The sequence below is a fragment of the Luteimicrobium xylanilyticum genome, assembly GCF_009429125.1.
Lineage (GTDB): Bacteria > Actinomycetota > Actinomycetes > Actinomycetales > Cellulomonadaceae > Luteimicrobium > Luteimicrobium xylanilyticum.
This window is the reverse complement of sequence record NZ_CP045529.1, coordinates 1,166,957-1,181,196: the sequence shown is the minus strand read 5'-3', so window position 1 is coordinate 1,181,196 and position 14,240 is coordinate 1,166,957. Positions and strand designations below refer to the sequence as shown.

Here is a 14,240-nt window from a genome sequence, read left to right as displayed (position 1 = left end):
CGGAGCTGGGTGCGGGGAGATCGCGTCGCGTCCCGCGCTTCCAAGAGCGCGCGGAGACAGAGCTGTAGCCCGCAGACTGTGCAAAGCCGGTCTTCGGAGCCATGATCTCGATCGTCGAAATGTTCATCGGTACACCCACCTCCTCTCTCGTTCGGCACCGTGCGGTTCGTCCCGCACGACACCCTCGGGCATCGGACTCGTCGACCGTACGCCCCGGTCCGTAGGGCGCACAACTTATTTACGGACGAGTTTCTCCAGAATTCTTTCGCGGGTCCCGACGCCGGTCAGGACGGGCCCGCCGCGGCCCGGACGAGCTCGAGCAGCGCGGCCCCGTAGCGGTCGATCTTCGCGGGCCCGATGCCGTTCACGCGCGCCAGCTCCGCGACGGACGACGGGCGGCTCTCCGCTATCTCCGCGAGCGTCGAGTCGACGAGCACCGTGAACGCCGGCTTGTCGATCTCCCGGGCCACGCCCGAGCGCCATTCGCGCAGCGACTCGAACAGCGCCTGGTCGTACTCCCCCGTGAGCTGGACGCCGCGCGCGGCACCCCGCCCCCCCGACCGCGACCCGCCGGCCGAGGACCGCGAGCGTCGAGCACGCTCCGCCGGGTCGTCCGGCCACAGCCCGTCGAGGAACCGGGTGCGCTTGCGTGTCGCCCGCCCGCCCGGGTGCCGCGAGCGCCCGAAGGACAGCTCGAGCCGCTCGCGGGCGCGCGTGATCCCCACGTAGAGGAGGCGGCGCTCCTCCGCGACGGCGTCGTCGGTCTCGGCGAGCGAGATCGGCATGAGGCCCTCGCTCATGCCCGCGAGGAACACCGCGTCCCACTCGAGGCCCTTGGCCGCGTGCAGGGACGCGAGCGTGACGCCCTCGACGGTGGGTGCGTGCTGGGCCGACGCGCGCTCGTCGAGCTCGGCCACCAGGTCCGCGAGCGTCGCGCCTTCGGGCAGGTCGTCCGCGAGCGCCACGAGCGCCTGCATCGCGTCCCAGCGCTCACGGACGGCGCCGCGCGCGGCGGGTGGCTTCGGCGCCCACCCGACGGTGATGAGGACGTCGCGCACGGCCTCCGGCATGGGCTGGTCCGGGTCGGCGGAGCGGGCCGCGCCGCGCAGCAGCACGATCGCGTCGCGGACCTCCTTGCGCTCGAAGAACCGGGCACCGCCGCGCACGAGGTAGCCGATGCCCGCGTCGGCGAGCGCCTGCTCGAACGCCTCCGACTGCGCGTTCGTCCGGTACAGGACTGCGATCTCGCTGACCGGGACGCCCTGCTCGACCAGGCGCCCCACGCGGGCAGCGATGCCCGCGGCCTCGGACTCGTCGTCGTCGTACGCGGTGTACGCCACGGGCGGGCCGGACGGGCGCTGGGCGATCAGCTCGAGAGGTGCGCCGGGACCACGGCGCCGGCCGGTGCTCGCGAGGAGCCGGTTGGCGAGGGTCACGACCTCGGGGGTCGAGCGGTAGTCCCGGACCAGCCGCAGGACGTGCGCCTCCGGGTAGGTCTTCGAGAAGGTCAGCAGGTGGTGGGGCGTCGCGCCGGTGAAGGAGTAGATGGTCTGGCTCGGGTCGCCGACGACGCACAGCTCCTTGCGGCCGCCGAGCCACTGGTCGAGCAGGAACTGCTGCAGCGGCGACACGTCCTGGTACTCGTCGACGACGAAGTGCCGGTACTGGCGGCGGACTTCGTCCGCGACTGCGGGCGTCGAGCGCAGCATCTCGCCGAGCAGGAGCAGGACGTCCTCGAAGTCGATGACGCCGCGCTCCGTCTTGACCTCCTCGTAGGAGGCGATCAGGCGGGCGATCGTGGTCGCGTCGTAGCCGGCGGGCGTCTCCCGGTCGACGGCCGCGCACGCACGCTCGTAGTCCTCCGCGGTGACCAGCGAGACCTTGGCCCACTCGATCTCGGACGACAGGTCGCGCACGGCCACCCGGTCGACGGCGACGCCGAGCCTCCGGGCGGCCTCGCCGACCGCGGGCGCCTTGTACTCGAGGATCCGCGGCGGCGCCCCTCCGACGACGCGCGGCCAGAAGTACCCGAGCTGGCGCAGCGCGGCCGCGTGGAACGTGCGCGCCTGGACGCCCTGGACGCCGAGCTGGCGCAACCGGGTCCGCATCTCGCCCGCGGCGCGGGCGGTGAACGTGACCGCGAGGACGCTCGTCGGCGTGTAGACACCGGTGCGCACCCCGTACGCGATGCGGTGCGTGATCGCGCGCGTCTTGCCGGTGCCCGCGCCCGCCAGCACGCACACCGGGCCCTGGAGCGTGACCGCGACGTCGCGCTGCTCGGGATCGAGCGCGTCGAGGATCGCGTCGGCGGTGCGCGGCGGGACCGGCGCGTCGGGTCGGGGCGAGGAGGCGGTGGGCGTGGACATCGCGTGCGATTCTCGCAGCCGCGGGTGACACGCGGGCCCGTCGTCCCCAGGTGGGCGCGCCGTCGGGCGCCGGGCCGCCGGGAAGAACAGCAGCAGGTCGCGCGTTGTACCGGGTCGGCGTGCGACTCGTCACGCCGCACGTGCGCCAGCGAGGAGTTGCTCCGTGACCGAGACCGCCGTCTCCCCCGTCCTGCCCGAGCCCGGGACCGTCGTCATGTACTCGACGACGTGGTGCGGCTACTGCCGCCGCCTCAAGACCCAGCTCGACTCCGCGGGCATCGGCTACACGGTCGTCGACATCGAGCAGCAGCCCGAGACGGCGTCGTACGTGGAGCAGATCAACAACGGCAACCAGGTCGTCCCGACCGTCGTCTTCCCGGACGGCACCGCGGCCACGAACCCCAGCCTCGCCGAGGTCCGTTCGCGCCTCTGACGGTTCGCCCGCGCCGTACGTCGCCCGCCCCGTACGGACAGGGCTCAGCTGAGATGACGGCCGTGGCCCAGCAGGGCGACGTGCGGGAGGACCAGCAGCCCGTCGTCGTCGCGCAGCGCCGCCGCCAGCCGGTCGAAGTGGGCCCGCGCCTCGGCCTGAGCCCGCGGGGGCGCCCCCGTGAGCACCTTGCCGATCGTCGCGACCCCGGACGCCAGGCCCGACCACCACGTGTCCAGGTCGACGCGGTGGTCCCACCGGTGCTCGGTGACGACGACGTCCACCGGCCCCGCACCCCGCAGCACCTGCGCGAAGCCGTCGGCGGTGCGGGGGAAGTCGTCGTCGCGGGCGAGCGACGGGAAGCTCGCCGGACGCTCGATCCCGGCGGCCGCGAGCGCCCGGCCCACGAGCGTCTGGCCCGCGCCTGGCGGGCTCGCCCAGATCGTCGCGGCGACGCGTCCGCCCGGTCGGACCACGCGCACCAGTTCCGCGGCCGACGCACGCGGGCGTCCGACGTGGTTGAGCACGAAGCCCGCCGTGACGGCGTCGAACGACCCGTCCGCGAAGGGCAGCGCCGGCAGCGCCCCGGCGACGCCCGTCAGGTGCGCGCCGCCGGCCCCCGCCGCCCCGGCGGCCGCCGCGACCATCCCCGGGTCCGCGTCGCACACCACCACCTCGCACCCGCGGCGCCGCGCCTCGCGCGCGACGGTCCCGGTGCCGGTGCCGACGTCCAGCACCCGTACCTTCGGGCTGTGGGCGCCCCGGGGTGCGGCGGCGTCGACGAGGTCCGGGGCCAGGTGGGCGCACAGGTGCGCGAACGACCGGGCGTAGGCGTCCGCGGAGCCGCGCCAGATCGACCGCTCCGAGCGGTCGAAGGGCGTCGCCAGGTCCGTCGTGGACCTCATGTCACGACTCCTTCGCGACCTCGGGCAGCGGGCCGCCGAACCACTCCTCGATCAGCGCCCGCGCGATCGACACGCGCCCGGGCGGGAGCAGGGCCCCCGCCGCGACCTGGTCAGCCAGCTCGCCCCGGGTGACCCAGCGCAGCTCGGCGAGCTCGACCCCGTCCGCACGCAGCGCCGTCGTGCGGGCGACCGCACGGAAGCCGAGCATGAGCGACGACGGGAACGGCCACGGCTGGCTCGCCCGGAAGACGACGTCCCCCACCTCGACGCCTGACTCCTCGCCCACCTCGCGACGCACCGCCTGCTCGGCCGACTCCCCCGGCTCGACGAACCCGGCGAGCGTCGAGAACCGCCCCTCCGGCCACGCCGTCGACCGCCCCAGGAGCAGCCGGTCGTCCGCATCGACGACCGCCATGATCACCGCCGGATCCGTGCGCGGGAAGTGGCTGATGCCCTCCGCCTCGCACCGCCGCACCCAGCCGCCGTCGACGACGACCGTCGGCTCGCCGCAGTGCGGGCAGCGAGGGCTGCGGTCGTGCCACTGCGCCAGGGCGGTCGCCTCGGCGGCGAGCGCGGCCTCCTCGGGTGCGACCGTGACCGCGGCCTCGCGGACCGTCCGCCATCCGCGGTCGCGGAGCAGGGCCGACCACGGGTCCTGCGGGGCGATGCCCTCGATCCCCGGCGTGCTCGCGTCGGCAGAGTCGGGCACGACGAGCGCCAGCACGGCCGCGCCGCCCGTCTCGCACAGCAGCAGCCACCGGGCTACCGGCTGCGCGTCCGACGGCGCCCCGAACGCCGGGTCACGGACCGCGGCGGCCGGGAGGAGGTCGAGACGCTGCGTCGCCGCAGCCTGCGGACCGGCGCCCCAACCGACGTCCTCGGCGGCCGCGTCCGGGGCGCCGACCGTCACGACCGGGACCTTGGCCCGGTGCACGAGCAGGACGCGGGTCGCGTCGTCGGCGAGCGCGCGGGCGAGCTCGCCCGGCACCGCCCGACGCTCGGCCGCACGGGCCAACGGTGTCGCGAGCGGCAGCGCGGACGACGGATCGAAGGGCGAGGGCGAGACGACATCGGTCACCGGGCCACCGTAGCTGCCGGCACGTGCCGGCAGTCCGCCGGGCGGGTTGAGAGGCTTCACCCGGCCCGCGCCCGCTACCGTGGGCAGGTGACCCGCTCGCCCCTCGTCCTCGCCGCGCTCTCCACCCAGGCGGTGCACGGGCTGCAGGCCGTGACCGCCGAGCCGGTGCGCGACCGCGGTGACTACGACGTCGCCGTCGTGACCGACGAGGACGGCGCCCGCTGGGTCGTGCGCGCCCCGCAGACCGTCGCCGCCGGCGCGGCCCTCGAGGCCGAGGTCGCGCTGCTCGCCCGCCTCGTGCCGTACGTCGACGCGGGCGTCCTGCCGTTCGCGGTCCCGGCGCCCCGCGGCTACGCACGGCTGCCCGAGGGCGGGCGCGCCGTCGTGCACGCCGCGCTCGACGGCGCACCTCTCGACCTCGACCGGCTCGGCCCCGGCCCCGGCCTCGCGGCCGACCTGGGACGCGTCGTCGCCGCGATCCACGAGCTGCCCGCGACCGTCGTCGCCGACGCCGGCCTCCCCGTCTACACGGCCGACGAGTACCGGGACCGCCGGCTCGCCGAGCTCGACGACGCCGCCGCCACCGGCCACGTGCCCGCCACCCTGCTGCGCCGCTGGGAGGACGCGCTCGAGGACGTCGCCCTCTGGAAGTACCAGCCCGTCGTCGTGCACGGGGACCTCGGCCCCGAGCAGGTCCTCACGTCCGGGACCCGGGTGCGCGCCGTGACCGGCTGGTCCGACGCGCGCGTCGCCGACCCCGCGGACGACCTCGCCTGGCTGCTCGTCGCCGCACCCGAGGACGCGACCGACTCGATCCTCGAGGCGTACCGGCTGCGCCGCACCGAGCTCGCCGACCCGCACCTCGAGGAGCGTGCGCTGCTCGCGGGCGAGCTCGAGCTCGTGCGCTGGCTCCTGCACGGGGTGCGCACGGGCCAGGACGACGTCGTGGCCGACGCCGTCGACATGCTCCGCGAGCTCGAGGAGGCCGTCGAGGACGGGCCCGGCGACTCGTAGCCCCGCGGCCCAGCGCTAGCGGACCCCGCGCACCAGCGCCTCGAGCGCGGTCTCGTCGAGCAGGTCGACCGGGCGTTCCGTGGTGTCGTCCGCGACGTAGTAGAACGCCGCCGACACGTCCGCGAGCGGCAGCCCCGACCACCGGGACCACGCCAGCCGGTACGCCGCGAGCTGGACCTCGCGCGCACGCCGCGATGCCTCGTCGTGCGGCGCGCGGCCCGTCTTCCAGTCCACGACGACGGCGGCCGGCCGGGTGCCGTCGGGGTCGTCGCCCCGCGGCTCGGCGCGGTCGGGAAAGACCGCGTCGATGCGGCAACGCACGACGACGCCCGCGACCGGGGTCTCGACGTCCACCTCGATCGCGAGCGGCTCGCGCGACGCCCACCGCGACGCCAGGAAGGTCGTGCGCAGGGCGTCGAGCTCCTCGTCGGTCCGGACGTCGGCGTCGTCGGCGCCCGGGAGGTCCTCGACGTCGAGCAGCGCCGCAGCCCCGAAGTACCGCTCGACCCAGGCGTGGAACGCCGTCCCCCGGCGGGCGTGCGACGAGGGCCTGCGCGGGACCGGGCGGCGACGCGCCAGGGCGAACGCGTCCCGGTCCGCCGCGAGCGCCACGAGGCCCGACGCCGACACGTGGGCCGGGAAGGCGACCTCGGCGCGAGCGGCCTCGTGCGTGGCGCGCTCGGCGAGGAGCAGACGCGCGAGGGCGACCAGGCCGTCCGGGTCGTCCGGGGCGTGCCTGGCGTCGTCGGTGGCGAGGGCCGAGGCACCGGACTCGACCGCTTCCCGGACCGCGTCCGCGGCGGCCCGCACCGCCCGGACCGCCGGGGACGGGCCCGGCTCCGCCGCCGGGTCGGCGTGGCCCCTCGCTGCGTCATCGTCAGGGATAGCGGGCCACCAGCCCGTGCGGACGCGGTCGGCGAGCGGGTTCGACGCACCGTCCTCGGGGACGTCGGCCCACATCTCGGGGCGCAGGCCGGCGTCGACGAGCTCGGTCAGGAACACCGACGGCTCGCTCGGCCGGGTGCCCGTGCGCCACCACGACCCCGACAGGTGCAGCTCGTGCCGGGCCCGCGTGAACGCCACGTAGGCGAGCCGCCTCTCCTCGGCGAGCTCGTGCTCGCCGCACGCGAGCTTGAACGCGGCCAGGGCGTCGCGGAGGCCGGTGGCGTCCTCGGCGTCGTCGTACGCCAGGTGCGGCAGGTCGCGGGCGTCGCCGCGCAGCGGGTACGGCAGGTTGCCGAGCCCGGTGAGCCAGCCCGAGTCCGTCGGTCCGTCGTCCCCGAACCGCACCTGCGGGAACGCCTGCTGCACGAGGCCGGGCACGACGACGAGGTCCCACTCGAGGCCCTTCGCGCCGTGCACGGTGATGACCTGGACGGCGTCGGGGTCGACGTCGCGCAGCGGCAGGTCGAGCCCACCCTCCTGCGCCTGGGCCGCGCCGAGCCACGCCAGGAAGGCGCCGAGCGTCGGGACGTCGGCCGACTGGGAGAACTCGAGCGCGACGTCCCGGAAGGCGTCGAGGTGGGCACGCCCGAGCTCGCTGCCGCCCTGGGCGCCCGCGTCGAAGAGCGCGCCCGCGACGTCGACCTCGATGTCGAGGCCGAGCGCACGCTCCGCCTGCGTCACGAGCTCCGGGAGCGACAGGTAGGTCTGCGCGCGGACCGCCCGCAGGTCGCGGGCGAGCGTCGCCAGGCGGGTGTGCGCCGCCGTCGTCAGCGTGCGCCCGTCGCGCGCGGCGCGTCCCGGTGCGGGCAGGTCGTCGAGCGCGTCGACGAGCGAGCGGTGGTCGACGACGTCGCCCTCGAGGATCGCGGGCTCGGCCCCGTCCTCGGGGTCGGGCTCCGGCTCGGGCGGGGCGTCGTCGGGCGCGCCGTCGGCCCGGGCCCGGTCCTGGGCGTCGGCGAGGTCGCGCGCCCGGCTCGCGAGCGCGAACAGGTCGGCTGCGCCGAGGTTGACGCGCGGCCCCGTGAGCAGGCGGGCGAGCGCGTCGCCGCGCGACGGGTCGTGCGCGACCTGCAGGAACGCGACGAGGTCCGTCACCTCGGGCGTGGACAGGAGCCCACCGAGCCCGACGACCTCGACCGGGATCCCCCGCGCGCGCAGCGCCGCCTCGACCGGGAGGAACTGGCGTCGCGCGCGGCACAGCACCGCCGCCGACGGCATCGAGCGACCGGCCGCTGCCGCGTCGTCCCGCGCCCTCGCGACCACGTCGGCCAGGTGCGCCGCCTCTTCGTCCTCCGTCGCGAGGAAGGTCACGTGGACCGCCCCCTCGCCCGCCCCGGGCCGCGCCGCGAGCCGGTCCACCGGGACCTGCGACGACGCGCGCAGCGGCTCGGCCGTGCGGTTCGCGACGTCGAGGATCGCACGGTCGTTGCGCCACGACGTCGACAGGCTCAGCACCCGGGCGCGCGCGCCGTGCGGGCTCGCGGCCGTGGGCGCCTGCCGGAACCGCTCGGGGAAGCGCCCGATGCCGCCCGCGCTCGCCCCGCGCCACCCGTAGATCGACTGGTTCGGGTCGCCCACGGCTGTAACGCCGTGGCCGGCCCCGAACAGCGCCGCGAGGAGCTCGACCTGGGCGTGCGAGGTGTCCTGGTACTCGTCGAGCAGGACGGCCCGGTACCGGCCACGCTCGAGCCGTCCGACGACGGGCACCTCCCGCGCGAGGCGGGCCGCGATCGCGACCTGGTCACCGAAGTCGAGCGCCTCGAGCCGCCGCTTGCGCTCGGCGTACGCGGCGACGACGTCGAGCAGCCGAGCCCGCTCGCCGAGGCTTCCGAGCAGGCTCGTGACGTCCGCGTAGTGGGTCTTCCGGCGCCCGAGCGGGACGGCGGCGATCCCGTCGGCGAGCCGCTCGAGCCGAGCCCGCGCCTCGACGGGCTCGAGCAGGTGCTCCGCGAGCGCACCCGAGAGCGAGCGGACCGCGTCGATCACCGACGACACGGCGGCGTCCGTGCCGAGGTCCCCCGCCCACGACTCGACGACCTCCGCCGCGAGCTGCCACTGGCTGGCCTCGCTGAGCAGGCGCGAACCCGGCTCGATCCCGAGGCGCAGCGCGTGGTCGCCGACGAGGCCGGCCGCGTACGCGTTGTACGTCGAGACGGTCGGACGGTCGAGGAGCGCGAGCCCGTCCGCCGCGGCGCCCGTCCGCCGGGCGAACTGCGCCAGACGGTCCTGGACGCGCAGCGCGAGCTCGCCCGCGGCCTTGCGCGTGAACGTCAGGCCCAGGACCTCCTCCGGCCGCACGTGCCCGTTGGCGATGAGCCAGACGACGCGCGACGCCATCGTCTCCGTCTTGCCCGAGCCGGCCCCCGCGATGACGAGCAGCGGCGACGCCGGGTCCGCCTCGATCACCGCGACCTGCTCCGGCGTCGGGGCCGGGCGGCCGAGGATCTCCGCGATCTCGAGGGCCGCGTACCGCCGACGGCTGGCCGCGACCGGCCCGTCGTCCACCGCGGCGACGAGCGTGCGGTCGAGCTGCTCCGTCATGCGATGCCCTTCATGCGATGCCCCTCATGCGATCACCTGTCGTCCCTCGGGCTGCGCGGGGCACGTCCGGCGGACCGGGCACGACCCGCACAGGCGGTTCTCCTGGGCGACGAACGCCGATCCGGCCATGGTGCGCGCGACGCCGTCGACGAGCTCCGCGGCCCACGCGCCGCCGTCGGGCTGCTCGTCGAGCGCCGGCTGGTCGCGCAGCGCGGCGTTGCGGCCGGTACCGAGGTAGACGAGCCGCGCACCTGCCGGCCGTGCGCCGTCGGGCAGGTCCGCGCCCGGTCCGCCCTCGGGCTGCTTCGAGCCGTCGAGCCCGCCGAGCTCGACCGCGAGCTGGTACGCCCCGAGCTGGGCGTGCTGCTCGGTGTCCGCCTTGGAGGGGGCGTTGCGGCCCGTCTTGAGGTCGACGACCTCGACGGCGCCGGCGTCGCCCGTCGCCTCGACCCGGTCGATCACGCCGCGCAGCGTGGCTCGTTCCCCGACGTCCACGCGGAACGGCACCTCGACGGCGAGCGCCGTGCGGTCCTTGAGGTACCCGGCGAGGCGCTCGACCATCGCGTCGGCCCGACGTCGCGTCTGCGTGGCGGGCCAGCCGGGCTTGAGCCCGAGCTCGGGGAAACGCCGGTCGAGCTCGGCCGCGAGCGCCGCGTGGCCACCGTCGGGCAGGGCCTCGGCGACGGCGTGGACGAGCGTGCCGAGGGTCTGGACGGTCGCGTCGGGCGCGGTGCCGCCGGCCGTCTCGAGCGCCCAGCGCAGGGCGCACGCGTCGACGAGCTCGACGCGTGACGGCGAGACGACGACGCGCTCCTCGCCCGGGTGGAGCGGGGCGTCGCTCGTGACGTCGCCCGCCCCGTACCAGCCCGCGGGGTCGGCGCCGCTCACGCCCGCGCGGGCGAGGTCCGCGAGCAGGGCGGCGGTGCGGTCGGGGGCGCCCGGACCACGCGCGGCCGAGTCCGCCGTCACCGCGCCCTCGACCAGGTCGCGGCGCAAGGACGCGACCAGCCCCCTCAGGTCGAGCGAGGCCTCGCGTCGGCGGGGCGTGCGCCCCTCCTCGGGCGGCGCCTCGACGAGGTCGAGGAACACGGACGGGCGCTCGTCGGCGTCGTCGACGGCGGTCACGACGAGCCGCCGCCGGGCGCGCGAGACGGCCACCGCGAAGGCGCGCAGCTCGTCCGCGAGGACGGCACGGCGCGCCGCCGCCCCGGTCTCGCCCTCGGCCCCGCCGAGCTCGCGCCGGGCGAGCATCTCGACGAGCGCCTGCGAGCCCAGCAGCGAGTCGCGCAGGCGCAGGTCGGGCCACACGCCGTCCTGCACGCTCGTGACGACGACGACGTCCCACTCGCCGCCGGCCGCCCCGGCGGGGGTGAGCGCGGACACCGAGCCGGCGCCGACCGCCTGCGCCGCCAGCGTGTCGGCCGGCAGGTCCTGCGAGCCGAGGTAGTCGAGGAACGCGCGAGCCGGCGCCTGCGGGAGCCGGTCGACGAACGTCTCGGCCGCCCGGAACAGCGCGAGCACGGCGTCGAGGTCACGGTCGGCACGCGCACCCGCCGTCCCGCCCTCGAGCGCGAGGCGCTGCCACCGCTCGGCCAGGCCCGTCGCGTCCCAGGCGGCCCACAGGACGGACTGGGCGTCGGCGTCGGGTTCGCGCGCGGCCACGCGCGCGGCCTCCACGACGCGCGCGACACGCTCGGCGGGTGCCCGGACGGTCGCGGGGAGCGTGGCTGCGCGGCTCGGGTGCTCCACGACCTCAGCGAGCAGCGCGTCCGACGCGCGGCCCCCGCCGCCCGCCCGCTCCTCCGCGCGCAGGGCCCGGCGCAGGCGCCGCAGCCCGACGACGTCGAGCCCGCCGACGGGTGACGTGAGGAGGTCCGCGACCACGTCCGGGTCGACGGGCGACGCCGCGTCGTCGTCCGTCCCGCCCGCGGCCTCGAGGTCCAGCGCGACCCCGACGACCTCGAGCAGCGGACGGACCGCGGGCTCGTCACGGAGCGGCACGTCGGAGCCCAGGAGGTTCACGGGCACCTGCGCCGCGAGCAGGCCGCGACGCAGCGCGGCGAGCTGACCGCCCGCGCGCGCGACGACGGCCATGCGCTCCCACGGCGTGCCGCGCAGCAGGTGCTCGGCGCGCAGGACCCGCGCGACGTGCGCGGTCTCCTCCGCCCCGGAGACGAAGGTCGCGACGTCGACGACGGGCTCGGCATCGACGCCGACCCGGCCGGCGCCGTCGATCGGCCCGCCCGGCGTCGCGCGCCGGTGCGCCGCGGCACCGAGGGTGGGGATGGCGGCCGTGACGCGCGTGACGACGTCGCGCAGCCCCTCCGGGTGCCGCCACGCCGTCCCGAGGTGCACGGTCCGCGCGTCGAACGCGCCGACCTGCCCCGGCCCGCGGCCCGGGCGGGCACCGGCCTGCCCGAGCAGCGCGGGGCTCGCACCGCGGAACGTCTGCACCGCGACGTCGGGGTCACCGAGCAGGACCAGGCGGGCACCGGCGTCGCGCAGGACCTCGAGCAGGGCCGCGGTGGCGGCGGTGGCCTCCTGGTAGTCGTCGACGACGACGAGGCGCCACCGCGGCCGCGGCACGCCCGGCAGGTCCGCGTCCCAGGTCCGCAGGGCGTCCGCGGCCTCCGCGACGACGACCGCGGGGTCGACGCGCGCCCCGCGGTCCGGTGTGCCCGTCCCGAGCGCCGTGACCGCGAGGTACTCCTCGTAGAGCTGGGCGGCCAGCTCCCACTCGGGGCGGTCGTGCAAGCGGCCGAGCGCGGCCAGCTCGGACGGCAGCAGGTCGTGCTCGGCGGCCCGCATGAGCAGGTCGCGCAGCTCCTGCCGGAAGCCGCGCAGCCCGAGGACCTCCTCGGGCAGACCGGGCGGGAGCCTGAGCGGGACCCCGGCGCCCGCCACATGGCCCGCGAGGAGCTCGGACAGCAGCAGATCCTGCTCCGGCCCCGAGACGAGCGTGGGCAGCGGGTCTCCCAGCGCCTCGGCCCGCGAGCACAGGACCGCGAACGCCGCCGACGCCGCCGTCCGCACGAGCGGGGCCGAGAGCGTGCTCGCGGCCCGGTAGGTCAGGACGTCCCGCAGCGAGTCCGCGGCGCGTCGGGACGGCGCGAGCAGCAGCACCTCGTGCGGAGCGGCGCCCTGCGCCAGAGCGAGGGCGGCGACCTCCACGGCGACCGTCGTCTTGCCCGTCCCGGGAGCCCCGAGGACGACGAGCGCCTCCCCTGCCCCCAGCCCGGCGGCGGCCTCGAGCGCCGCCGTCTGCGCAGGGTCCAGGCCGCCGTCCGACGCCGCGGTGCGCAGCTCGGGGGGCGCGGGCGGCAGGAGGCTGACGGCGGGAGCGGGCGGCACGGCCTCATCCCACCACGCGCCGCCCACATCGGGTCACGTCCGCCGTGGTCGCGCGAGGAGCGGGACGACGAGGAGCGCGACCGCGCCGCCGGCGCCCGCCACGAGCGTCGCCCAGCCGGCCCGCCACGGCCACGCACCCGCCTGCAGGCACTCGTCACGCGCGACCCGCCGTGCGCCGTCGGACGTCTCCCCGCCCGTGACCGCGTACCCGCTCCCGGGATGGACGCGGAACGCGGTGCCGCAGGCGCCACCGCCGACCTCGACGTCCCAGCTCCACGACGCGGCCGTCAGCACGCAGCCGAGCGCGAGGACGAGCGCCGCGCGGCACAGCCGCAGCCGCGCGGCGAACGGGTGACCGTCATCGGGGCCGGTGGACACGGTCCACAGCGTCCCACAGCCCCCGCGGTCACACTCTCCATGTGACGCGCCTCTCATGAAACGAACGTTCATGCACGTCAGGACGCCGCCGTCTCACCTGGTGTGCACGCTCTTGGACACGTCGGCACGGCCCTCTACCATCCGAACACCGGCTCGCAAGCCAGGCCTGAAGGGGGGAACGTCGTGCCCGCCACCGCAACGCTGACCCACCGGATCCCGCGTGCCGCACGCCGGGTCCAGCTCCTCGGCATCGCCACGCGCCTGTTCGCGGCGCACGGCTACCACCACATCTCGATGGACGACCTCGCCGACGAAGCCGGGGTCTCGAAGCCCGTCCTGTACCGCCACTTCCCCTCCAAGCTCGAGCTCTACCTCGCCGTCGTCGACGCCCGCGGAGACGAGCTCGTCGCCGCCGTCGACGGCGCGCTGGCACCCGCCCGGCACGCCGACCCGGGCGTCTCCTTCGACGGCGGCGACGTCGTGCGGTCCGTCGTCGAGGCGTACGTGTCGTTCGCCGTCGGTGCCGGACAGTCCGCCGCGCTGCTGTTCGAGTCCGACGTCATGCGCGACGACGCCGTCCGCGAGCGCGTCCTGCGGCCCGACGCCGTCAACGCCGACGCGTTCGCCGACGTCCTCGTCCTGCGCTGCGGGATGGACCGCGAGCAGGCGCTCGTGCTCGGTCGGACGTGCACGGCGATCGCCCGGTCCGCCGCGACCGAGGTCGCCGAGCAGGCGCGGCTCGCCGCACGCCGCAACGGCACGGGCCGCGGCAGCCACGGCCGCGTGAACGACGCCGAGATCAGCACCCTGCTGTCGACCTTCGCGTGGCGGGGTCTGCGCTCGTTCGTCGCGCCCGCGACCTGAGCCCCACCGGAGTCGCGGGTCGCCGTTCAGCGCTCAGCGATCAGGGGCCCCGCGAGCGACGTCCGACGCTCGCCCACCCATAGGATCGTCCGAGGTGGTAGGCCCGTCGGCCCACCGCGAGACGATCGAAAGGAACCGTGGTGGAAGTCACGATCGGTGTGAAGCACCTGCCCCGCGAGCTCGTCATCGACACGGACCTCACGGCCGACGAGGTGGCCTCGGCCGTCGCCGCCGCCCTGAAGGACGAGAGCACCCTCCAGCTCAAGGACTCGCGCGGACGCCAGTACCTGGTCCCGGCCGAGTCGCTCGGCTACGTGGAGATCGGCACCGAGGAGACGCGCCGCGTCGGTTTCGGCACCATCTGATCT

At 76.5% G+C, this 14,240-nt stretch carries 10 protein-coding genes; 4 read left to right on the top strand and 6 right to left on the bottom strand.

Translation table 11 applies throughout. From position 1 onward, the window contains the following. Positions 1–284: 284 nt before the first annotated feature. A complete protein-coding gene (locus tag KDY119_RS05015; protein WP_036952191.1) occupies positions 285–2,366 on the bottom strand; it encodes an ATP-dependent DNA helicase UvrD2 in 2,082 nt (693 codons plus the stop codon). Positions 2,367–2,580: 214 nt separating this feature from the next. Here KDY119_RS05015 and KDY119_RS05010 point away from each other — a divergent pair, with 214 nt between their 5' ends. Continuing rightward, a complete protein-coding gene (locus KDY119_RS05010; RefSeq protein WP_051136774.1) occupies positions 2,581–2,799 on the top strand; it encodes a mycoredoxin in 219 nt (72 codons plus the stop codon). 44 nt (positions 2,800–2,843) lie between these two features. Here KDY119_RS05010 and KDY119_RS05005 read toward each other — a convergent pair whose 3' ends face one another. Together KDY119_RS05005 and nudC are read right to left on the bottom strand one after the other, a co-directional pair. Continuing rightward, a complete protein-coding gene (locus KDY119_RS05005; RefSeq protein ID WP_153022019.1) occupies positions 2,844–3,701 on the bottom strand; it encodes a class I SAM-dependent methyltransferase in 858 nt (285 codons plus the stop codon). Position 3,702: 1 nt separating this feature from the next. Continuing rightward, positions 3,703–4,779 carry an NAD(+) diphosphatase gene (nudC, locus tag KDY119_RS05000; RefSeq protein WP_051136721.1) on the bottom strand — a complete coding sequence of 359 codons (1,077 nt, stop codon included), beginning with the start codon at positions 4,777–4,779 and terminating at the stop codon, positions 3,703–3,705. 87 nt (positions 4,780–4,866) lie between these two features. On the opposite strand from nudC, the gene KDY119_RS04995 reads away from it, so the two are divergent. After that, positions 4,867–5,793, top strand: a complete 927-nt coding sequence (locus tag KDY119_RS04995) for a phosphotransferase (protein WP_036952198.1) — start codon at positions 4,867–4,869, stop codon at positions 5,791–5,793. A 15-nt stretch (positions 5,794–5,808) separates the two neighbouring features. Here the strand turns inward: KDY119_RS04995 and KDY119_RS04990 are convergent, their stop codons facing one another. Genes KDY119_RS04990 through KDY119_RS04980 form a run of 3 tightly spaced genes read right to left on the bottom strand, consistent with a single transcriptional unit; the run spans position 5,809 to position 13,008 of the window. Further along, the gene (locus tag KDY119_RS04990) at positions 5,809–9,279 is read right to left on the bottom strand and encodes an ATP-dependent DNA helicase (protein WP_153022018.1); all 3,471 of its coding nucleotides are present in this window, start codon (positions 9,277–9,279) and stop codon (positions 5,809–5,811) included. Positions 9,280–9,303: 24 nt separating this feature from the next. Further along, positions 9,304–12,630, bottom strand: a complete 3,327-nt coding sequence (locus KDY119_RS04985) for a UrvD/REP family ATP-dependent DNA helicase (RefSeq protein WP_227994526.1) — start codon at positions 12,628–12,630, stop codon at positions 9,304–9,306. Positions 12,631–12,663: 33 nt separating this feature from the next. Further along, the gene (locus tag KDY119_RS04980; protein WP_153022017.1) at positions 12,664–13,008 is read right to left on the bottom strand and encodes a hypothetical protein; all 345 of its coding nucleotides are present in this window, start codon (positions 13,006–13,008) and stop codon (positions 12,664–12,666) included. A 183-nt stretch (positions 13,009–13,191) separates the two neighbouring features. On the opposite strand from KDY119_RS04980, the gene KDY119_RS19050 reads away from it, so the two are divergent. Together KDY119_RS19050 and KDY119_RS04970 are read left to right on the top strand one after the other, a co-directional pair. After that, positions 13,192–13,872 carry a TetR/AcrR family transcriptional regulator gene (locus KDY119_RS19050; RefSeq protein ID WP_036952215.1) on the top strand — a complete coding sequence of 227 codons (681 nt, stop codon included), beginning with the start codon at positions 13,192–13,194 and terminating at the stop codon, positions 13,870–13,872. A 140-nt stretch (positions 13,873–14,012) separates the two neighbouring features. Continuing rightward, the gene (locus KDY119_RS04970; RefSeq protein WP_036952216.1) at positions 14,013–14,237 is read left to right on the top strand and encodes a DUF3107 domain-containing protein; all 225 of its coding nucleotides are present in this window, start codon (positions 14,013–14,015) and stop codon (positions 14,235–14,237) included. Positions 14,238–14,240: the final 3 nt, after the last annotated feature.